The sequence below is a fragment of the Subsaxibacter sp. CAU 1640 genome (assembly GCF_023156585.1).
Taxonomy (GTDB): domain Bacteria; phylum Bacteroidota; class Bacteroidia; order Flavobacteriales; family Flavobacteriaceae; genus JBPOFM01.
This window is the reverse complement of record NZ_JALNMI010000004.1, coordinates 158,407-181,809: the sequence shown is the minus strand read 5'-3', so window position 1 is coordinate 181,809 and position 23,403 is coordinate 158,407. Positions and strand designations below refer to the sequence as shown.

Annotated in this window: 17 protein-coding genes and 1 pseudogene; 2 read left to right on the top strand and 16 right to left on the bottom strand. The window is 33.2% G+C overall.

All coding sequences use genetic code 11. The annotated features are described in order from the left end of the window. Positions 1-10 precede the first annotated feature (10 nt). The 4 genes from M0G43_RS10700 to M0G43_RS10685 form a co-directional block, all read right to left on the bottom strand. The gene (locus M0G43_RS10700; RefSeq protein ID WP_248026218.1) at positions 11-805 is read right to left on the bottom strand and encodes a polysaccharide biosynthesis/export family protein; all 795 of its coding nucleotides are present in this window, start codon (positions 803-805) and stop codon (positions 11-13) included. 21 nt (positions 806-826) lie between these two features. Next, entirely contained in the window at positions 827-2,662 is a 1,836-nt protein-coding gene (locus tag M0G43_RS10695) for a nucleoside-diphosphate sugar epimerase/dehydratase (RefSeq protein ID WP_317231458.1), read from the bottom strand. 53 nt (positions 2,663-2,715) lie between these two features. Continuing rightward, complete coding sequence (locus tag M0G43_RS10690) at positions 2,716-3,840, bottom strand: aminotransferase class I/II-fold pyridoxal phosphate-dependent enzyme (RefSeq protein ID WP_248026213.1); 1,125 nt, start codon at positions 3,838-3,840, stop codon at positions 2,716-2,718. A gap of 246 nt (positions 3,841-4,086) precedes the next feature. Further along, positions 4,087-5,091: a polysaccharide deacetylase family protein gene (locus tag M0G43_RS10685; protein ID WP_248026205.1), complete on the bottom strand. Its 1,005-nt coding sequence runs from the start codon at positions 5,089-5,091 to the stop codon at positions 4,087-4,089. 130 nt (positions 5,092-5,221) lie between these two features. Here M0G43_RS10685 and M0G43_RS10680 point away from each other — a divergent pair, with 130 nt between their 5' ends. After that, positions 5,222-6,457, top strand: coding sequence for a GNAT family N-acetyltransferase (locus tag M0G43_RS10680; protein ID WP_248026197.1), 1,236 nt, complete (start codon positions 5,222-5,224; stop codon positions 6,455-6,457). Here M0G43_RS10680 and M0G43_RS10675 read toward each other — a convergent pair. The 12 genes from M0G43_RS10675 to M0G43_RS10620 form a co-directional block, all read right to left on the bottom strand. Further along, complete coding sequence (locus M0G43_RS10675) at positions 6,454-7,476, bottom strand: ATP-grasp domain-containing protein (RefSeq protein WP_248026195.1); 1,023 nt, start codon at positions 7,474-7,476, stop codon at positions 6,454-6,456. The genes M0G43_RS10680 and M0G43_RS10675 overlap by 4 nt on opposite strands. Continuing rightward, on the bottom strand, positions 7,466-8,101 hold the full coding sequence (locus M0G43_RS10670; protein WP_248026192.1) for a sugar transferase: 636 nt from the start codon (positions 8,099-8,101) through the stop codon (positions 7,466-7,468). Before M0G43_RS10670 ends, M0G43_RS10675 begins: the two co-directional genes overlap by 11 nt. Then, complete coding sequence (locus M0G43_RS10665; protein ID WP_262917174.1) at positions 8,098-9,243, bottom strand: glycosyltransferase family 4 protein; 1,146 nt, start codon at positions 9,241-9,243, stop codon at positions 8,098-8,100. The genes M0G43_RS10670 and M0G43_RS10665 overlap by 4 nt, the downstream gene beginning before the upstream one ends. A 59-nt stretch (positions 9,244-9,302) precedes the next feature. Then, the gene (locus M0G43_RS10660) at positions 9,303-10,202 is read right to left on the bottom strand and encodes a cupin-like domain-containing protein (RefSeq protein WP_248026190.1); all 900 of its coding nucleotides are present in this window, start codon (positions 10,200-10,202) and stop codon (positions 9,303-9,305) included. A 181-nt stretch (positions 10,203-10,383) separates the two neighbouring features. Further along, a complete protein-coding gene (gene asnB, locus M0G43_RS10655; protein WP_248026187.1) occupies positions 10,384-12,285 on the bottom strand; it encodes an asparagine synthase (glutamine-hydrolyzing) in 1,902 nt (633 codons plus the stop codon). Positions 12,286-12,297: 12 nt separating this feature from the next. Further along, positions 12,298-13,452 carry a glycosyltransferase gene (locus M0G43_RS10650; RefSeq protein ID WP_248026185.1) on the bottom strand — a complete coding sequence of 385 codons (1,155 nt, stop codon included), beginning with the start codon at positions 13,450-13,452 and terminating at the stop codon, positions 12,298-12,300. Continuing rightward, the gene (locus M0G43_RS10645) at positions 13,449-14,543 is read right to left on the bottom strand and encodes a glycosyltransferase (protein ID WP_248026177.1); all 1,095 of its coding nucleotides are present in this window, start codon (positions 14,541-14,543) and stop codon (positions 13,449-13,451) included. The genes M0G43_RS10650 and M0G43_RS10645 overlap by 4 nt, the downstream gene beginning before the upstream one ends. A gap of 4 nt (positions 14,544-14,547) precedes the next feature. Beyond that, positions 14,548-16,395, bottom strand: coding sequence for an asparagine synthase (glutamine-hydrolyzing) (gene asnB / locus M0G43_RS10640; protein ID WP_248026175.1), 1,848 nt, complete (start codon positions 16,393-16,395; stop codon positions 14,548-14,550). A gap of 47 nt (positions 16,396-16,442) precedes the next feature. Further along, positions 16,443-17,567, bottom strand: coding sequence for an O-antigen ligase family protein (locus M0G43_RS10635; protein ID WP_248026173.1), 1,125 nt, complete (start codon positions 17,565-17,567; stop codon positions 16,443-16,445). A 17-nt stretch (positions 17,568-17,584) separates the two neighbouring features. Continuing rightward, a complete protein-coding gene (locus M0G43_RS10630; protein ID WP_248026170.1) occupies positions 17,585-18,718 on the bottom strand; it encodes a glycosyltransferase family 4 protein in 1,134 nt (377 codons plus the stop codon). A 20-nt stretch (positions 18,719-18,738) separates the two neighbouring features. Beyond that, positions 18,739-20,283, bottom strand: coding sequence for a lipopolysaccharide biosynthesis protein (locus M0G43_RS10625; protein WP_248026162.1), 1,545 nt, complete (start codon positions 20,281-20,283; stop codon positions 18,739-18,741). Positions 20,284-20,319: 36 nt separating this feature from the next. After that, complete coding sequence (locus M0G43_RS10620) at positions 20,320-21,312, bottom strand: glycosyltransferase family 2 protein (protein ID WP_248026160.1); 993 nt, start codon at positions 21,310-21,312, stop codon at positions 20,320-20,322. 590 nt (positions 21,313-21,902) lie between these two features. Here M0G43_RS10620 and M0G43_RS10615 point away from each other — a divergent pair. After that, positions 21,903-23,403: pseudogene (locus M0G43_RS10615) on the top strand (hypothetical protein); the annotation flags it as partial.

Below are 23,403 nucleotides of genomic sequence, written 5' to 3'. Positions count from 1 at the left end.
AAAGCGTTGTTTATCTAATCAAAATAGCGGCAATAGTTGCCAGAGTAGAAATAGCCGATATTACCAGTGCTGTATTAGGGTTATAGGTTGACGACCTAATTTTTGCGGTATTAGGTTCAACGTATATAACATCATTTTGAACCAAATAGTATAGCGGAGAGTTGACAATGTTAATAGAAGTAAGATCGAGTTTTGCAAATTTCTTTTTGCCGTCTACCTCACGAATAAGAAAAATGTTGTCACGTTTACCAGTGTTGGTCAAATCTCCCGCCAAGCCCAAAGCCTCACTCAAAGAAATTCGCTCATCCTGAATAGTATAGACTCCAGGCCTGTTTACCTCTCCTAGAACAGAAATGGTAAAGTTGGCAAGACGAACATTTACAATTGGATCTTTAACATATTCAGAAAGTTTCTCCTTAAAAAACGCAATGGTTTGGGTTCTTGTCATTCCTGCAATTTTCAAGGTACCTAAAATTGGAAATTCTATATTGCCGTTAACATCAATTAGATACGCTTGCACTCTCAAAGTTCCTTGTGCATTTATTACAGACATATTCTCTTCAAAAGTTACTGGAGGTAGTTTGAATGGTTGTACTGTTTCTGGATCTGCGCCATTAATGTCTATTGTCAAAAGGTCATTTGGTTGATATACCAATTCTGTATTCATATTGTTAAATTCAGTAGGAGTAAGTGGTTCATCTTGAAAATAAACCATTTCCTTTCTAGAGGCACAAGATGATAGCATAACAATAAAAAGGATTGAAACGCTTGATAATAGGTTACTAGTGTTGATTTTAGGGTTCATAATTTTATTTTTTGTCAGTTTTTATTTTTTTATGTCCAAAACTTCAAATGTTGAATTGTTTGAACGATATTCGGGCACTATTTCCTTAATAATTGAAACTATTTCTAAATTCTGCATTTTGGTATTTGTCAAACACAGTCTTTCAATTCGTTCTTCAATTTCGACCACTTCTAACTTTTTTGTTTTTGCAATCATAATTTTCTCATGATAGGTAGGCCGTGTATTTTCTCCGTCTGCCAAAAGTTCTTCATAAATTTTTTCTCCAGGTCTAAGTCCAGTGATTTTGATGTCAATATCTTCTGGAAATCTTAAGCCAGAAAGGATGATCATATTTACGGCCAAATCATAAATTTTAACTGATTTGCCCATGTCAAAAACAAAAATCTCGCCACCGTTACCCATTGTTGCTGCCTCCAAAACCAGTTGGCAAGCTTCAGATATGGTCATAAAGTACCTGGTAATATCTTTATGTGTTACCGTAAGCGGTCCTCCTGAATCTATCTGTTTTTTGAACAACGGAATAACGGAGCCGTTAGATCCCAATACATTGCCAAATCTGGTAGTAATGAATTTTGTACTACCTTTAATTTGTAGACAATTGACATACAATTCAGCAATTCTTTTTGTCGCACCCATTACATTAGTGGGATTGACAGCTTTGTCAGTTGAGATAAGCACAAATTTCTTAACGCTATGCTTTACCGACAAATCTGCCATATTTTTGGTTCCAATTATGTTTACACTTACAGCTTCATAAGGATTATTCTCCATTAGTGGGACATGCTTGTAAGCCGCTGCATGAAATACAATTTTTGGTTTATATTGATCAAACAATTGCTCCATTCTTTTGTTATCTCTTACATCTGCAATGACAGCAATAAATCGACTTTTTCCACTTTGAACAAATTCTTGTTCAATATCATACAATGCGGATTCGGCAGAATCAATCAAGATCAGCTTTTTATAGTTGTATTGAGCAACTTTACGGGCAATTTCGCTTCCTATTGAACCAGCTGCACCGGTAATGAAAATTATTTGATTCTCATACTCGTCAATCATTTCAGGATTTGCAATAGAAATAGGTTCTCTTCCCAAAAGATCTTCAATTTTTACTTCTTTAATTTGAACAACACTTAAGTCTCCATCTATCCACTGTTTAACGGGAGGAACAATTTTCACCTTTAGACCTAATGAAAAAAGTTTGCCTGTAATCTCTAACAATCGAGCCGACTCTATCGTTTGTATTGATATGATGACTTCTTCAACCTGATGCTTTTCAATAAAACTTGGATTGATCTTGTTAAAGGCATAAACGGTTAACAGATTAATCTTTTTACCAATTTTCTGATCATTGTCATCAATGAACCCAATCACTTCAGACTGACTCGCAGGGTCATTATTGATGGCATCATAAGTGATCATTCCGGAACTACCCGCACCAAAAATCAACACATTTTTTTGAGACTTAAAATCTTGAGTAAGATTATTGTACAATGATTTCACAAAGAACTTAAACCCAATTAAGAATAGAATATTCAGTAATAGGTGAATATAAACGATGGAACCTGGAATATTATAGTATTCTTCGAAATCATATTGTCTACTCAAAAATGTCGTTATTATTAAAATGGTAGCCAAAATATTAACACCGATAATAATATTAACAACGTCCTTAAAACCGGTAAATCTAACAACTCCTTTATGAGACCCAACAAGCAAGAAACTTATTAATGCTGCAAAAAAAACATACGGAAGTTGGTTGAGGAGCTCATCTACGTCAAATTCTATCTGAAAATTGAAACGGATGATATATGCAAAGAAAAAGGTGAATATTACGATACAGAGGTCTATCAGCAAAATGAACCATTTTGACGCATATCGTTGAGATATTCTATGTAGTAGTCTACTGATCATGCACTAAAATAATCAAAAATTGTAGATAAAACCCTATCAAGTTCATTATCAGATAAGTTAGAGCCACTTGGCAAACATAAGCCTTTTTCGAATAACTCATCAGAAACACCATTTAAATATTTGTCAGCATCTTTGAAAACAGGTTGCTGATGCATAGGCTTCCATAGTGGTCTTGATTCAATATTTCTCTTTTCCAAAGCTATTCTTAAACCTTCTCGTATCTTATTAGAATCGGTCAAAATACAGGTTAACCATCTATTTGAAAAATGACCATCTGGCTCTTCCAAAAATGATATTTCATTGAATTTCTCTAAATTTCTTCTGTAGAATTCATGATTTTTTCTTCGCGCAATGACTCTGTCTTGCAAAACAGTCATTTGTCCTCTACCGATTCCTGCCAACACATTAGACATTCTATAGTTATAGCCAATGTTTGAATGTAAATACTCTACAGCATTGTCTCTTGCTTGAGTTGCTAAAAATACTGCCTTCTTTTTGAAATTTTCATTTTTAGTGACAAGAGCTCCTCCACCTGAAGTTGTTATGATTTTGTTCCCATTAAAAGATAATATGGAAATGTCTCCAAAAGTTCCACACTTTTTATCTTTGTATATACTTCCCAAAGATTCAGCACTGTCTTCTAAAATTGGAATTTCATAATTTGAAGCTATTTTGTGGATTTCTTCAACTTTATATGGCATGCCATAAAGATGTACTGAAATTATGGCTTTGGGCTTTTTTCCTTTCTTAATCTTTTCTTTGATCGCAGTTTCAAGTTGTTCAGGACATAAATTCCATGTGTCTTTTTCACTATCAATAAAAACTGGTTTTGCCCCAAGATAAACAATTGGGTTGGCAGAAGCAGAAAAGGTTTTGCTTTGGCAAAGAACTTCATCATCTTTGTCGACACCTAAAAGTATAAGTCCTAAATGAATAGCCGCAGTTCCGGAGCTTAAGGCAGCCACAAAATTTTCATCTCCTAAATAATGGCGAATATCTTCTTCAAAGCCTGTAACGTTAGGTCCCAAAGGAGCAATCCAATTGGTATCGAAGGCTTCATTTATGTAGTCTTGCTCTTTGCCACCCATATGTGGCGAGGATAACCAAATTTTAGTATCCATAAGTATACATTACATAAGTTTAGTACTATTCAATTTTCTTGTCTAGTGAGGGAGGCTTGGGACCAGAAAATTCTACTTTCAATTCTATCAAATTTCTCAATAATTTGAGGGATGTGATGTAATCAAATTGCGAAATTTTGATTAAATATCATTCAATATTGTAGAATGTGCCTAATAAATACGATAAAAAACACTTTTTTACGTTGATAGCTAGTTAGCGAGACCGTTATAAACTGCATTGCACGATCAATGGTCATTAATCATTTTGTTAGTCAAGCTAGTCATAGTTTCACTTTGAAAATTATGGCTTTTGTTTAAACAAGCGTATTCTTGAAATATAATTTCAAGGTTTTTAAAGTTTTGATCAATGTATGTTCCAAAATTATGAGGATGCCACCATAAATGGAACATTTCGTTTTTTTTTGCGGCAAAACGCATTCCATTGGTAATACGTTTAACTTTTAGAGGTTCAAGGAATGAAAAGTTTGGGTTGTATGCTCTCAAAAGTCGGCTTGATGGAATATTCAGGGGCTTCCCTTTTTTATATAAAGCTTTCATTTTATAGGTATTCATGCCGGTGATATTCACGTAAGCGTCCATCATTCTCAATACCTTGAAAATATACCAACCATGATAAAATTTTTGGGTAAAAATATTATAGATATAAGCCTTTTCTTTTCCCCTGAATGACTTGAAGCCAAGCTTATAAAATGTTTCCGCATACGGCTTATCTTGTTCATATCGGAGGTCCATCATGTTTCTAGGAAAAACTATACTTTCCAATTTGATATCCATTTTCGATGCAATTGAAATAGCGGCTTTAAGATCTTCTTCGAATTGTTCAACCGTTTGACCCAATTCATGGCAATAGTAGTGACAAAATGTATGCGTTCCTATTTCATGATTACCATTATCCCTGATTTTTTTTATCAAACTGTGGGCATAATGAAATGGGTCATCATCTTCACTATTGCCAATAGAATCAATCAGTGGGTATGGTGAAAACTTATCATCTATGAACGTCGGCTTTTGTTTAGGAGCATGTTTGAGTAAATCCTGCTTGTCTTTTGCAAATAAAAAACCGACAGTCGCAAAGGTTAACTTTACATTATATCTGTCTGCCATTTCTAGAAGTCTTTCAATAACAGTGGGTACATTAATTAAGTTTTCTTTGTAAATCTCAACGGTTCGTTGATCAAAGACTCCCCAATGAATTTCAAAATCTAGCGACACAACAAACTGTCCATTCATAAACCGAAATAATTTGCATCAAAAGTAATTAAATTATTAAGATTCCAAACTTCGGCTTTTTATTACTGTTATATAGTTGAAATTATTTTTACATTTGTATCATAAAACGCCACAACCCACGTAACCGACTATGAATAACCCATTTACATCGAAATTATTCGTTGAAATTTGGTCTAAGCATTTCAACAATTCGAGAAAAGAATTTAAATTTGGGTTTATTAATCATGTTTCTTTTTACAAAACAAAATTTTTTCCACTTTATATTAATATTGGCAAAAATCTGACAAAAGGTATTTATTATACCCTCGATTATCAAAAAGAAGGATTTAGGAAAAAGGCATTTTTGATTTATGATGTTCCCGATTTTTTTGGAGTAGAATCTTTTGATAACACTAAATCGGCATTGAAGCGAAATGAGATTTTTCAATATCAAGGGTTTTTATTGAATTTCAAGGGATTTCCAACAGCTCAAGATTATATAAATAGTCGTATCAGCAGTAAAAATAGGAGAGGACTGCGCTCTAGGCAAGAACGATTAGAAAAATGCTTTGACATTTCTTATCGGTTTTATACTGACGATATCAGCAAAGAAGAGTTTGATGTCGTATTCAGACAATTTCATGAATTATTGTCGGACAGGTTTTCAGGAAAAAAGGTCAATTATCATCATTTGAGGCCTGATAAATGGGCATTTCATAATGAGTTTTCTTATGAAATGATGAAAGAAAACCGTGCTTCACTTTTCGTTATCTATAATAAAGATTTGCCTATTGCTGTGACGCTAAATATTCATTCAGACGACATAGTGTTTGTTTCAATTACAGTTTTTGATCCTGATTATTACAAATTTAATATTGGAAAGACCACGATTGTAAAAATTATAGAGTGGTGTTATGAAAATGACATGAAAATAGCCGATTTTTCAAAAGGCGATTTTGATTTTAAACATGAATGGTGCAATATTACGTATGATTTTGACTATCATTTGTTATATGATTCTAAATCATTTAGAGCTTCAACAATTGCATTGGCCGTGCGGTGGCTTTTTGAAACAAAACGTTATTTAAGGGACAAAAATGTAAACGTCTTTTACAGAAAACTTCTCTATAAACTAAAAAAAGATGAAAACGGCCACCCAGAGGCAAAATACAGAATCAACGATTTACAGTCCTTTGAGGTTTCTTCTAACTATGAAAGGATAAGCCTTCAGGATAATAAATATCAGCATCTTAAAGTAATAGTATATTCATTTCTTTTTCTCAACAGCGAGAGCTTCGGGGATATATCAATTTATAAGAGAAAAAGTTCAAAGAAGGAATATGTTATAAAAGGGACTGAAAAGGCACAAAGTGTGATCTTTAATTAGCCTTTTGGAATTTCAAGCATTCTGTCACATTTTGAAAACGCCTTTCCGCTTTCATACTTAATATAACCAGAAATATTTGATTGCCCCATAAGCCATTCAATATAAATAGCTGGTGTATTAACTCCTGCTTCATGTGAAAAAGGATAACCACCTCCAAACCTTGGATTTAACTCTAAAACATAAAGTTGATTTTCGAATTCAAAAACATCGCAGTCCAAGTTACCGATATGCCTTAAATTTTTTGAAATTTCTTTACCAAGCATATTAAATCGCTCATCGATTACCGATATTGCTTTATCAGTCTCTCCAGAACGCATGCCTAATTTTTCTCTAACGAATGTGCCAATATAATTACCTTCAAAGTCATTTAAGACGTCCATTCCGAATTCTTTACCAACAAGTTTTTCTTGGATAAGGATGGCATTGTCAAAATCATTCTGGCTAGCAGTATTAAGTATTGATTTTTTCAATTTTAATCTTTGCAATTTGAACGCAAGTTCTAGTTCTTCAACGGTTTCTGGAAAGTCAATACCTATAGAGGCGCTGCCCCAGCGAGGTTTAACAACCAACGGGAAATTTAATTCCTTATTTTTTAATGCGTTTACAGCCTTATCTAATTGGGTATAAGTATTTGGTGTTTGTAATCCAATATGATTAAGAAACTTGAAAGTCTCAACCTTGTCAAAAGCTATGTTGATTACTTTTTCTTCTGAAACAATGACTTTGGTGCCAAGTTGTTCCAATTTCGATTTATACTTTGAAAGAATTGGTAACTCCAAATCATTCAAAGAAATGACAGCTTTTATGTCATATGATTTTATCAATTTCTTAAGGTTTGATATATAAATATCATCATAAATACTTGGTGTCACTATTGCTACATCTGCATCCACCATGGCCGGCGCTGAAAGGCTCATGTCAGCAGCAAAAACTTTTCCTCGACCATTCAAAGCTTCTTTGAAATAATTGATAAGATAATTACGACGGCCAGCACAAGTGAATAAAATATTAACTGCCATATGTTCCATTATTGGTTGGTGTTCCCATAAAATCTGGCATAATATCATTGTCAACAGTATTAATGCCTACTTTTTTGAAAACCTTTTGGATCGTTAAAAATATGATTTTTAAATCGAGTAAAAATGAAAGATTCTGCAAATACCAAACGTCGTACTCAAATTTTTGCTCCCAGCTAATGGCATTCCTACCATTAACTTGTGCCCATCCGGTTATTCCTGGTTTAATGTTATGTCGTTGTTTTTGAAAATTGTTATATCTTGGAAGATAACGCACTAGAAGAGGCCTTGGGCCTATCAGACTCATGTCGCCTTTAATAACATTTAATAACTGTGGAATTTCATCCAACGAATACTTTCGTATAAAAATACCGGTTTTGGTAAGGCGTTCAGAAGGAGGCAATAGGTTACCATTCACATCCTTTTTGTCATTCATGGTTTTGAATTTGATGATTTTAAATATCTTTTCGTCCTTTCCAGGCCTTTCTTGAAGAAAAAAGGACTTGCCATTATTCATAATAGCGAGAACAATCCATACAACCAAAAAAACAGGAGATAATATTATGAGTGCAAATGAGGATGCAACTACATCTAGTATTGGTTTAAAAAAATGTTGATATAGCTTCACTCTAATTTTTTATAAAATTTCAAAAGTTCGTTCCAAACATAATTTTGTTGATAGCGGTCAATAATTCTAGAACGTGAATATCTTGACATGTCATCCCTCTTTTTTGCATTGTCCAATAGTTCTTGCATGGCTTTTTGTAAAGCTGTTTTATTTTTAACAGGAACAATCATACCATTGACACCTTCTTCAATAATTTCGTTACAGCCATTAATGTTTGATACTATACAGGGCAAACCCATGCAACTAGCTTGTAAAACCACATTAGGAAAGCCTTCCCGATAACTTGGAAAGGTTAAAACATGCGATATCGCAACATAAGGACGAATATCTTTAATAATGCCCACCGCCAAAATATTCTTATTGTTTTTTATAGTATTTTCAGTATGAGGCAATAAAGGGTCGAGATGATCTTCCTTTGGCCCTACCAACAACAATTTGCAGTGGGTGTTAACTTTTGATAATTCATTGAAAGCTTCAACCAACTCGTTAATTCCTTTATCTTTTACAATCCTTCCAATGAAGATAAAAATAATATCTGATTCCGAAATTTTAAGTTCTTTCTTTAATTCGGCTTTGGTTTGAATAGAAACCAGTGATGCATCGTAATGTGATGTGTCAATCCCATTAGAGCTACCTTTCCCAATAACCTCTGTTTTAGTTTCATTAGTATAATTGTTTTCTAAAATAATTTTTTTTAGACCAAAAGAATTTGGTAATATATGGGAAGCACAACTGTATGTGAATTTTTCGACAACATCCAAAACCTTTCTCTTAATTCCCTTTTCTTCTAATAGAGGCAACCCGGCAATCGTATGAATTCTATGAGGCACTCCAGCCAACTTTGCCGCAAACATACCGACTGTTCCAGCTTTCGGGGTATGTGTATGAACTATAAAAGGTTTTTCCTTTTTAAAAAATTTATACAATTGATAGGTGGCTTTAATGTCTTTTAATGGCGTTATAGACCGAGTCATTTCAACAACATGAGTTCTTATACCTTCGTTTTGTTTCACTTCGGCCAATGCGTCACCATCACTAGAAATGCCAATAACTTCATAGTATTGGCTCATAAATTTATGCTGTCCTCTCAATAGCGTTCTTAAAGAAGACGGTACGGTTGTGATACGGATTAATTTTTTCAAAATTTGGGTTGGTTTTGTTCGAACAAAATCCCTATAAAGGAAGATGGCTTCAATGGAAATCAACTCGATTTTTTAGCACCATATTTGTGTCTTTTTCCATTGTCATCATAGTAATGACATACACAATTTTTTCCATACAGCCCCACGTTGTGCAACTTTCGCTTTAAAAATTCATTAGCTTTTTGTTTCATATCATCCACAGCCGAGAAACCAAAATTATTAGAGCTGATTGAAATTTCTAATCCATAAACACAATGCCACCATTGTTTAGGTATGAAAATCATCTCTTTAGGACCCAAAACATAGTACATGATTTCGGCATTTTTTTTGAAAAGCGGAAATTTTTTCTCGTCAAAATTTTTCATGTCAATGGAGCTTAAGCGGGAACCAGGTTCGTATTTGTCGCTAGTATACATGTATTTGCTCTGATTGGGATTGGCTAATAATACCAGCTTACTACCTTTTATTTGTGCCAATATATTGTCTGCTAATCGGTCTGTGTGCCAACCTGTCAATGTTCCTTTAGGTCCAATCCAAAATGATAAAGAATCTCTAACCTTAAAGTTCGATATAAGTGAAAAATCAACATGGTCTCTCAATTTAGGAAACATATTCAAAATAGAAAGATTCATTAAGTAACCACCTTTAGAGGCATCGTCTGATTTTTCAATCCGTTCAATTGATTCCAAAAAGTTGCCGTATTCCCATTTGGTATCTTCTTGAAAGTTATTTCCTTTGGAGATAAAGGTGCTTTTATCTTTTCCTATCTTCTTGAAAAAATCGAGTGACCATGTTTTTGTTGCCTCCCAATCATCCATCATTTTAGTCATGACCACAGGCTTGTTTTTAGTCATGTAATTTTTATAAAAATCTTTATGATTGATAGTTTCAATGGAACCGACCTTTCTTAAAGGCTTATCTAAATAGGACTGGATTTGTTTTAAAAGCTCTTGTGACATTTTTATAGGTTTTTAGCTTATGCAATTTAGTTTTTTAAACTTCAGAATATGTAGATTTGAATTGTAAATATCTGAAAATACAACTGTTCAGTAAAAAAAAAACTTTATAATGCCTGTTTTTTCTTATGAATTGCTTTAATAGGGAATTAATGACTCCTCATTGAATGAGGATAACCGATTACTAAAATGGATTATAGGTTTTTAAATACCACTTTTGAAAGCAGAAAAATGACCAAACCTTGAAAGTATTGTCGGCCTTGCCTGTAAGATGATTGTTTATCAATGCATCGATTCCTGAATAGTTAAAAATCCCTTGTTTTTCAATGAAATCAGCATCAGAATATCTTAAAAGTTCGTCTTTAAGCCCTTGTCTTAGCCAATCTCCCACAGGAACTCCAAAACCGTGTTTAGATTTTTCAAGAAATCTATCAGGAAATTTATTTTTGAATGCTTCTTTTAGGATGTACTTTTTGTTCCATTTTTTCATCAAATAATCTTCAGGCAGACTCATGGTGAATTCAAAAATTTCTCTATTCAAAAATGGCGCTCTACACTCTAAAGAATTGAGCATACTGGTTCTATCTACTTTCACGAGCATATCGCCTTCAAGACTTATATGCTTATCAATCATTCTAAAATCACTTAATGATTTTGGATTAGCAATTGAGGTTTTTTCTTTAAAATAGGAAAAAGTATTGAGATGTTGAAATTCTTCACTTAAAAGGGCATTGATATCTTCCTTATCAAATCCGAGAGAGATAATATCCCAATAATACTCGTCACTATAGTCTATCGACTTTAGGAGTTTGTTTATTTTGTATTTATAGCCTCTGTTATCATCTTTTCGTCTTAATACAGAATTGGAAACATTTGAAATTGAATTATGTACAAATTCAGGAACTAATGATGTGTATTTACGATTTAATTTGCCTATATAATATTTATTATAACCGCCAAAAATTTCATCACCTCCGTCTCCTGTTAAAGCTACCTTCACATGTGCCTTTGTTTTATTGGAAACCAAATAGGTTGGGAGTGAGGAAGAATCTGCAAAAGGCTCGTCAAAATTTAAAAGAATTTCGTCTACAGAACTTTTTAAATCAGTTTCGCTAATAATAAACTCGTGATGATTGCTATTGATGAGTTTTGCCACTATACGCGATTTGTCAGTTTCATCATATGATTTTTTCTCAAAACCTATGGAGAATGTGTCGATTTTTGAGTAAGTCATATCGGCCAAGCAATAAGAAACAATGGAAGAGTCCACACCGCCTGATAAAAAAGTGCCTAATGGAACGTCAGAAATAGAACGACTTTCAACACTTTTATATACCATGTTTGCTGTTTTGTTTCTTGCCTCTTGAAATGAAATATCTATCTTCTCTGTATTTTTAATCTCATGAATGTTTCGAATATCAAGACTGAAGGTTTTTAAATCATAGTCCAAATAGCTATTGGACTCCAGCTTGTAAATAGTTTCATAGATAGTAAAAGGAGCTGGAATATAGGTTAAGCGAAAATATAGATTCAATCCTTCCTTGCAGATTTGTGGTTTTACAGACAGATTTTGAATGATGGATTTAAGCTCTGAAGCCCAAAAAAAGGAGTTTGAAGTATGGGTATAATATAACGGTTTTTCGCCAAAAAAATCGCGAGCAATAAATATTTTATCTCTTTTCTTATCATGAATACTCAATCCGAACATGCCATCAAGCATTGCGAAACTCTGTTCGCCATAAGTCTCATATAGTTTCAATACAACTTCAGTATCACTTTTTGTTGCAAATTTTACACCCTTTGACACCAGTTCTTCACGAAGTTTTTTGAAGTTGTAAATTTCTCCATTGAAAACTAGAGTTATTTGTTCGTCTTCAGAAAACATAGGTTGATTTCCAGTATGCAAATCTATAATTGACAGTCGTCTCATTCCCATGGCGACTGTATGATTATCTGACGACTTGATATAGTTGCCTTCATCATCAGGGCCACGATGTATAATTAAATCATTCATGGATTTAAGCTGTCTTCTCGCAACTGATTCTTCAACTGAATTTTTATAAACTATTCCATTAATTCCGCACATATAACAGCTATACTAATTTATGATAAGTTCTTTTATTTCATTGTAGATGTTGTCCAAACTATACATTTTGGCGCGTTCAAATGCCAAACGAGAGTATTTTTGACGCATTTCAGGTTCGTTTTTTAAGTATTCCATTGCTTTATTAAGCCCAATAGCGTCATTGACATTGACTAATATACCGTATTTTGCTTCATGGAATTCTCCTGCAGATATATTCACAGGTTCATTGTCATTCAACATCTCCAATGGTCCAGAGAGACAATTGGTCGAAATGCATGGTAACCCAACAGACAAGGCTTCTAATAAGGCGTTTGGAAAACCTTCGTTATTTGAAGATAAAATAAAACAATCATTTTCAATCAAGTATGTTTTAACACCAGAAACTTTACCTTTTAAATCGACAAAATCATTCAGACCTGAATTTTGGATATTCTTTTGTAACTCCTCCTGAAGAATCCCATCACCCAAAACAGTTAAGTAATATCCGCCTTTTTCAGACATATTCATTGCTTCAACAATCAATTTTTGATTCTTGGCTTCATAAATTCTTCCAGAATTAATGATTTTCAAAGCATTTGCGTTGGGACGTGCTTCTGTTCGAAGCTTAACCTTATCATTTACTTCTATAGGATTATAAACAACTTTCATAGGCATTTTAACTCCAAAATTTTGTTTCAAATCTTCATTGATATGAATGGAATTAGAAAATAGAAGGTTATTACGATGATATAAAACTGGAAAACATATTTTGGCTAAAAGCATTTGAACACCATTATCCTTATACATTTCTGAAGAATAACACCGCTCACTAATTATTGTCTTCACCCTTTTATTACTAATGGTTAAAAGGCTATTTATAATATTCGGAACAGGTAGGAGCGATAGCGAAACCTCAATCTTATTTTTTCTTACGAAATTTTTATATTTAGAAAACAGACCAAATGTTCGCTGTATTTTTGAAATATATGAATTAGAGCTTTTGGAATCAGGATTAAGTATAACTAGCTCAACTTCTTCAGGTATTTCAAAGTGGATATAATCAACAAAAAGAACTAAACTAACCTGAAAATCTTGGACCAATTGTGGCAAGAGTAGGCTTATAAAGCGTTGAGCTCCACCCATACCAAAATCAATTGTCAAAATAGATATTTTAGGTTTATTGGTCATGTAGGAATGGTTTCATTCATAACATGAAAAAATAGCTCTTGATATTGAACAATAATTTTTTCTTTGTTGAACTTTTTATGAACAGAATCTCTCACTTTTTGTTTGTCAAAATGATAATCTTGGTGTAACTTATTCAAGTAACTCAAAAAATCCGCATCATCATTAGCTACATATCCATTTATTCCATGTTCAATTATCTCATTGGTACCTCCCAAAGATTGATAGGCGAGGGCTGGAGTTCCAACGGCACAGCTTTCCAAAAGCGCATTAGGAAAACCTTCAGCATAAGATCCCTGTAGAAATAAATCACTTTTTATTAAGAATTTTTGAACCTCATTGGTATATGGTATAAAAGTCACATTAGAAGTCAACTTATAATCATTTACGAGTTGTTTTAAATCTGCCTCCGCTTCTCCAGTACCTATTATAGTATACCTAAAAGGAAATTCAATTTTTGATAACGTTTCTAATATACGTTTATGACCTTTTTCAGCGTGTAGGCGACCAACGGTTATAAAGTTAAATATGCTTTCATCATACTCTCTAGTTTTTGACTCAAAGCCATCAGAAATAGGATTGTTTATCACACATAACTTTGATGATTCAATTTTAAATTCACTTGTCATTTCTTCTGACATGTCTTTGGATTGACAAATAATCATCGAGGCTCTACTTTGAGAGTAGGGCAATGCGTGCTTAAAAAACCAAGATTTGTTGGAACCATGATAAACTGCAGTAATACTTTTAATGTTTGCTTCCCTAATTATCAATTTTATCTTTGGAAAAAAAGTGAGTATCATTGCAACCGGGATGTTAACATGACTCATGCAACTAACGACAATATCGGGTTTGTTTGTGGCAATGTAGTTAAATAATTTTGGGATTCCCGATAGGACTCTTTTTTTATTGAAGTAAATCGTCTTGATGGCTGAAGTATCGTATGCTTTATCTTTTTCAAAACCGATAATAACCAAGGTTGCTTCAAATCTTGATTTATCCAAATGCTGCGCAACCGTAGAGATTACTCGTTCTGCACCACCTGCAACCAAAGAAGGGAGAATAAATGCAATGTTGATTTTAGATTTTGGCATAACATTATTTCATCATAAAACCTTTACCATTGTTGATAAGCCATTGTTTAAGCACTAATAACTTCCAGATGAGCGGATAACGATTCCAAGAGCCATCCATGTGCTGATCGATCATGAATTTTACCCTGTCAACATCAATTCCTGGTATTGATTTTAAGGATGCGTCATTCAATTCTTCTAAAACATAATCCTTTAAATCCTCTCTGAACCAACGCTCAAATGGCATAGTGAATCCGGCTTTTGGTCTGTCAAAAATGTGCTTTGGAACGTGCTCATATAAAAGGTCTTTCAAAATTCTTTTTTGCTCACCTTTATGAAACTTAAACTCGGTAGGTAAGGAGTTGGCAAAATCGACTATGCGATGATCCAACAATGGAGCACGGGCTTCCAATGAGAATGCCATGGTTGCCCTGTCAACTTTTGTATTAATGTCCCAATTGAGATATGTCTTTATATCAAAATCAGAAATACGCTCAAAAAAGTTTTTATGGTTGTGATAAAGATATTTGAGTTCTTCAACGTCTCTATTATCAATGTTGGATTTGATATATGATTGATCGACACCAGTCATTGCACTCAAATATACTTCGTTTCGATCTTTATATTGAAGCGCTTTTGCGATAACCTTCAAACGATAATGAGGTGCCAAACTTAACAATTTCCCGCCAAACTGACGAAGAGGTAAAGGAAGATTGTAAAATTGCCCTCCTTTTTTTGCCCATTTGTATCTGTGATATCCAATGAAACTTTCATCACCACCATCACCAGAAAGGGCAACAGTTACATGTTCTCTAGTATATTTTGCTAACAACATTGAGGGAATCGCTGATGAATCTGAAAAAGGTTCGTCATAAAAATGTGTAAAGTTTTTAATAAGTTCTATACCTTCGTCATAGTTACATTCAATAATATGATGGTCTGTTTTTAAATGGTCAGCAACATCTTTTGCGTACTGACTCTCATCAAATCCTTTTTCATTGAACTTTACAGAAAAGGTTTTTACGGTCGACGTAGATGTTTTGGTTGCAATCGCCGAAACCAATGATGAATCCACACCACCAGACAAGAAAACACCAACGGGCACATCAGCAAATAACCTACTCGAAACGGCATCTTCTAGAATTGTATTTAATTCCGATTTTGCATCTTCGTATGTCCCTTTAAAGGGGTTTTCATTTTTATAATCTATATCCCAATAAGGTTTATCTTTAAAAGTTCCTGTCTCTAAATAGAAAACGAAAGAATGACCTGCTCTTAACTTCTTTATTTCATTGAATATGGATTGCGTGTCGGGTATATTTCCCCATGCTAGATAATAAGAAATTGCTTTGCTCGAAATACTTAAGTCAGAATGAAACATTTGGATAGAAGAAATTTGACTTGCAAATTCAAAATCTTTATTATTCAGATAGTAATAAAAGGGCTTTTTTCCTAGACGGTCTCTTGCCCCAAAAAATACTTTTTTCTTTTCATCATAAATTACAAAGGCAAACATACCATGAAAATGGGTTACGCACGCTTCACCATATTCCAAATAGGCAGCACAGATAACCTCGGTATCACTTGTAGTGCGAAATTTATAGCCTTTTTCAATTAACTTTTTCTTAATGCTATTAAAATTATAAACTTCGCCATTAAAGACTATATGAATGTGATTTTCATAGGTGAAAGGTTGATTGGATCTTGGGTCCAAATCTATTATTGATAGACGATTATGTCCAAAGGTTACTTGTTGGCTGCCAGGATAAAATTCCCAACCCATTTTATCTGGTCCCCTAAAAGAAGTACGCTTTAGTTTCTCTTTTATTTGGTATTCATTATATTTTATAGTTGTTCCGTAGATACCGCACATATAAAGTCGTTTAATTGAAAAATTAACTTTTTAGAATTATTAAAAGCTCATGTTATTAAGGCTCCTATTTTCGATTCACTATCATAATTATTGAACATCATTTTTTGTTCAGCTATTTGATATTGAATCCACATTGCAACAAATGCGACATAATAGTGAACAAAGAAGTTATGATCGGTCAATAAAAATAATGCAAGTGCAATTGTTTGCATTATTAAATATGGGGTTTTCTTAAAAAAATATATACTCCAGTAGACCAAATAACCTATGTAGAAAATCAACAAGAGAAATGGAATAATGCCTGCTTCGCCAATTACCATTAAATATGTGTTGTGCACTCCCAAGGAGCCCAATTTACCAGATAACGTGCCATATCCATTTCCTATAAAAGGAGATTTTAATATTTTATCATAAAAGTGAGACCAGGTTGACATTCGTGAATCTTCACCCACTTCACTTGTTGAGACACTTTCATTATTGACTATACTTTTTAGTTGATCAAAGCGCGGATTGTTAAGTCCAACCGTTTCATCGATAAACAACAGTGTTGCGAACAGCAAAACGCCAATTCCTAATATCCTTATATTTTTTAAGCTGATTTTTAGTGACACTAAATTGAGAACAACCCAAATAACAATGAATGTCCGAGAGAAAGTCAATAATCCCATCAAAGTAAATGTGAATTGTCCTAATAACTTAATACTGGCATTTTTAAAACTATAGACTAAAGCGTATCCATAAAGGCAAATAAACCCTGCCTCGTTGGGGTTTAGGTAAAAGCCTGCATATCTACCAAATTTACTTGGGAAAAAAAATGCTTCAACGGCTACACTTAACGCCCCTAACGTCATAAAAATGAAAAGCTGTTCTTTGTTTACTCTTTTAACAAGTTCGTAACCACCTATTACAAATACAAAATATTTTATTGTTTCAAGAATAAAATCCATAGGAGGTCCATAATATTGGAAGCTGGATATTGTAAAGTACATAAGGGCAAGGATAATTATCCACCAGTTCGGCTGTGTTTTTTTTTCGAATAGATAATAAAGACCCAACAAACCAATGGTAAGATAACTCATTAGACTCCCCAGGCTTTCACTAAAAGCAAAAAGTGTTATGGATGGTAAATTCCATAAAATCAACATTAATATGAGAATTCTTAATATTTTCAATAGAGGATAATCTTAAATCAAATGTAATCTGTTTTATCTAAATTAGAATGTAATGTTGAATTTATTAATTCTTCCCATTTTGACACCACTTTTTCAGCAGCATAATTATTTGTTGAAACAATTGCTTTACACGATAATTTATTTCTTAATTCTCGATCGATTATTAAAAGAGTAAGCTTTTCAGCTAACATATCCACGTTGTTTACAGGTACCAAAAAGCCATTCTCTCCTTCAACAATAAGATCGGATGGACCAAAATCACAATCTGTTGAAATGCTTGGTAATCCAAAATGCATTGCTTCCAATAGTGCATTTGGAAAACCTTCAGTTTTAGAGGTAAACACAAAAATAGAAGCCTTGTTGTAATATTTATGTATGTCCTTAACTTGAGATATAATTTCAACTTTACCTGATAATTCGTTAGATTCAATGAGGTGATTTAATTCTGCTTCTCTGTATCCATCTCCAATCAATAACACCTTCCAGCCATTTTTTTTAATCTTACCAAATGCATTAATTAAATCTTCCTGGCATTTGTTTTTATCTAATCGGCCTACTGTCAAAATTAGATTTTCTTTTCCATTATTATTTGAATCTCTAGAATTGGTCAATTCTGTAGCAATAGGGTTTGGAAGAATAAATAATTTTTTTGGATTTATTTTTTTTTGGTAAATACGTTTTACTCCTTGCGTTTGAAGAACTATTTTATCTGCCAAGGGATACATAAACTTTCTTAAAAACACCCAAAACTTTGGAACATCCTCCATTAAAGGATTATTGCGTTCGCAGATTATGTTGGGAACTCCACTTAATTTTGAGGCTATGATAGAAAGAATGTTTGCAGAAGTAATGAAACCAATTACAATGTCAATTTGTTCTTTTTTAATTATCTGATAGAGCCTTGAGATTAAAGTTGAATTGAGTTTAAGTGATTGATAAAAATTTGATGGCTGTTTGATCGACTCAAGACATGGAATTACCTGAATTCGTTCATCTAATTCATAAAATGGTTTTGAGTTTTCAAAAGTAACAATAACAACTTCAAAAGAGTTTATTAAACCGTTGCTGAGATTGGAAATTACGCGTTCGGCACCACCTGGTGCTAATGAAGCTATTACAAATGCTATTTTTCTCCTCGGTGCTTGATTCATTAATTATTGACGCATTTGTATTATGACTGTTTAATTTTTGCTTTTATGATGTGATAAATTCTTTTATTGAAATCCCTGAAGCCTTTCGAGAAAGCATACATCAATAGCCCATATACAGTAAAAATGACGATACTCAATATAAAAGCATGCACACTCCATTTAAAGAAATTCAAACTATTCTGACTTAGGAAATTCTGGTATATAAAATTTAATATAAATGCAGATAAAAAAAAGATAAACAGCAATGGTAGAAAACCTTTCCAATAATTCCAAACACTTAACTTAAAACCTTTTGAATAAAGCAAATAAGGCTTCCAAATCATAATTATAATTATTAAACTAGTGAAGGTTCCCAACAGTATACCCGATATCCCCCAAAGCTTTCCAAAAATAAGTGATATTACTAAATTGACTACTATTTCTAAAGCTGGCGCCCAAGTATCTGAAAATAAACCATAGGCATTTTGAAAGTACTGAACAGGTGACCTTACTAAAGAAATAAAGAAATTGCCTATCATCAATATTACAATAAGCCTTCCTAAAACATATTCTTCCCCAATCCATAAAACGATAAATGGACTGATTAAAAAATAAATTGCGATACTAAAAAAGCCGGCTATAAAAAACTGTAAGGCCATCATTTCCCAGAACACTTTTTTGATATTTTTTTGGTCATTTTCTGCAACCAAATTGCCAATGCCAGCACCTGTACCTGAAAATACAATTTGTGTTAAACTAATGAGATTTACGAATATGAGCTGATAATTCCCGAAAAAAGCTACACTTTGAACATTGACTAAAGCATAAACTAAAATGTTATCCGTTCCATCTTTTACAAATGAACCCATCTTATGAACAAAAAGCTGCTTTGTTTTTTTTATGATCCAAGGATACGTTTTTATCAACTCTTTAGATTCATCTGAATTGATAATTAACCATGGATAATGCTGCGTAATTTTCTTTCTTAAAATAATGCTTAAGATTATTGAGAAAAGCAACTCCATAATGACCCAAGCATAATAGTTCTGAAGATAGTAGGCAATCAAAGCTTGTACAAGAAGCCTTAAAATGTTAATGCTTTGAAAATAAACTTGTACAACATAACCTTTTTGATCAGCTTCCAATAAGGTCATATGAAAATTGAAGAAGTAACTTAAAAGAGTAGATGTCAAAAATGAGAAAAATATAAAGTATATCAGTCCCAATGAAAATTGCGTTTCACCCAAGAAATAGGGGAAAAAGAGAGACAGAACTATTCCAGTACCTAATATAAAAAGACCAATTCTCTTATATAAAATGCCCAGAAGTGCAATGATTTTGTTTATCTCCGATTGGTCGTTGTCAAAAATTGGTTTGTACAGAGCATAACCTATGGCTGTACCAATCCCAAGTTCGGCCAAATTCAGAAACCCCAAAATGCTCCTTAAGGTAGAGGTAAGGCCTATAAATTCATCGCCAAGGAAATCCAAAAATATTTTTCTAGTAAAAAATTGCGCAAAAATTGAGACTAAAAAAAAGAAGGCTCCAACTTTGGCATTTTTTATAGATTTTGAAACTCTAGACATGAAAGGATTTTAACAAGATCAAAAATAAAGTAAAAATCATGAAAAATGATTTGTCCTCATAACTCGATGTTTGAATTTATTCAAACTGATTATCATCTCGAACGTTTTAACAGGAAGAGCATTAGCCAATTTTGTATAGAGATTGTATGAAATTTCACTTTTTAAATTTTCTCTTATTTGCTTCTTTAGACGTTTCCTATGTTCAAATTTTTTATCTAAACTCGGAAAATAATTCAACATTTTATAATGATAAACAAGTTCATTTACAACAAATGAACGTGCCTTCAACTGAAGTTCGGAATCAGTTTCCTTTTCTGAAATGGTATTAATTAGATATAAGCTAGATTTTAAAGTGTCTAGATGTTTTAAGTTATAGTCTTTTCTGGTAATACTGTTAGGAGTTAAGTGATAATAGTATAAAGGGAGATCGATTTTCACAATACTATTGATTCTCTCGCTAACATCAAGAGTAAAATAAAGATCTTCGGATATTACACCTTCAGGGAACTTTATACCTTTTAAAATCGAAGCTTTATAAACTCTCACACAGACCGAAAATCTTTGAGTGTCAATTATTCTTTTAAGCGTTTCTAACCGATCCTCAAATATACAGTGGTTATCAATATTTTCGGGTAGAGATTTAATTATGTAATCTGCTGTCTCCAGCAATTCACACTCCGAAAGGCCTGCTTCGTATTTTTCTATATATGAGCACATTATAGATATCATCTCTGGATGAATCCAATCGTCGCTATCTACAAACGAAATGTAATCTCCAGACGCAATAAACAATCCAGAGTTTCTAGCACGACTTGCGGAACCACTGCTTTTTTCATGGTGGATTACACGAATGTTTTTATAGCTGTTATGGTATCTGTCACAAATAGTTCCGCTATTGTCAGTTGAACCATCATTTACTAAAATGATTTCTAGATTTTCATATGACTGATTAAGTAAACTATTAATACATCGATCGAGATATTTTTCGGCGTTATAAACAGGAACAATGATGCTAGCGGAATAATTCATGGATGTATCTAGCTTAGGTATATAGATCGCTTAAATGTGATATGGATATTGAATTTCATATTTTAAAATGTATTAATACATAGATACAAATATGTGAATAAAAATTAGTTGTTGTCTGTAATCGAAGTAACAATTTTTTGGGAAACCTGAATCGGATGAGTATAAAACTGTCTGTCGATAACGATTTTTCATCATTGATAACATAACCATCTTATTGAATCCTAATAATCAAAGGTAGAAATGTTAGATGAAAAAATTGATATTTTATTCTTGAAATGTTAAAATTATCATAACGTAATCCAAAGTCTAGAATGACACGTAGTTAAAAGAGTAGCAAGTGATTAAGCTCGTAAGTATTTACTTATATTTTTAAATAGCATATGTAAGTTAAATATTTTTTATAAGAATTTTCCTTATAAAAATTACACTTAATCGTTTTTTAAGTTCATTTATCGTATAATTTTAAAATATTTAGTTAGATTGGCCTTGTAATAGCAAATTTTTAAGGCTAAAGATTAATAGCGCAAAACATTGCCCCAAATTTTTAATAGCAAATGAAGTCCCCAAGAACTCTTTTGCGTGTCTTGAATATGATTAAGACATGCACCCCTCATTATGTAAAAATTGTTTCATTCATTTTCTTAACTGTTTCCGCAGTTCATTCGGTTCAATCCCAATTAGCATTTCCCACTGCAGAAGGAGCGGGAGCTTATACTACTGGTGGTCGTGGAGGTATTGTTGTAAAGGTTACCAATCTAAATGCGTCTGGTCCAGGTAGCTTAAGAGCTGCATTGCTAATGACTGTTCCTCGAACTATTGTTTTTGAAGTAAGCGGTAGAATTCAACTAACCAGTTTGCTTGAACTAGGAATTGCAAATTCAAATTTTACCGTGGCTGGACAAACGGCACCTGAAGGAGGAATTACTGTAAGTGGTAAACCAATCCAAATGGGCAATAATGGTCAGGCATGTAATAACGGTATTTGGAGATACATTAGATTCAGAAATGGCAGTTACACTGGCGTGAATGATGTTTATGATCACAATGGCTTTATTTCAGATGGAACAAACGGTCTAATATTTGATCATTGCTCTTTTAGTTTTTGTGATGATCAGGCTATTTCCATGAATTCTTATAGTGGTCCTTTGACAAATATTACGATCCAAAGATGTGTGTTTTCTGAAAACGCTACACAAGTTATTGCAGGATATACAGGTGCATATCCAAGGGGAGATATGTCAATCTTAAATAATCTTTTCGTTGACACATCACAAAGAACCCCAAATATGTCAGGGAGCTTACAATGGGATCTTATAAATAATGTATACTTCAATTGGGAAAATAGATTATGCAATGCAAATGGCGGAGCACCAAGAATTAATAATATAGGTAACTATTATAAATTAGGTTCCTATAGCTCATCTATTAGAACGAATGTTGTTCAAGGGATTGTGCCTAGTATTTACACTGCAAATAATTATCACCCTGAACTATTTCCAACGCCTCAACTAGATGATAGAGCATTATGGACAAACTTTAGTGTTGTCGGTTTAGCATTGCCAAATAGTAATTTTACAAGTACAAGACACCAATTATTAGGATTTGCTCCTAATATAAAGTCGGCAAGTGAAACTTATACAAGCGTGACAAATGACGTTGGAGCCAATAAATATTTAAATGCTGATGGAAGTTTTGGGATATATCAAGACAGTTTTGACATTTTAAAAATTTCAAATGTACTGAATAATATTAGCTCTAATCCTTATAATAAATCATGGACTCAACCTAATTTGCCAAATAATTCCAGAGGTTCAGGTTGGGATACAGATAATGATGGGATGCCAAATGTCTGGGAAAACTTAAATGGACTCAACCCAAATGATGCTAATGATAGGAATATAGTTCAACCGGATGGCTATACAAATCTTGAATATTATCTAAATGGTATGACTTTACAGACAACGGGTATCACTGCCAATGCAGGTCAGGATGTTTCGATCTGCGAGAGCGGTAGCACGACCCTTACTGCCACTGGCGGCTCCAGTTACCTTTGGAGCACGGGAGCCACCACCGCGAGCATCACGGTGAGCC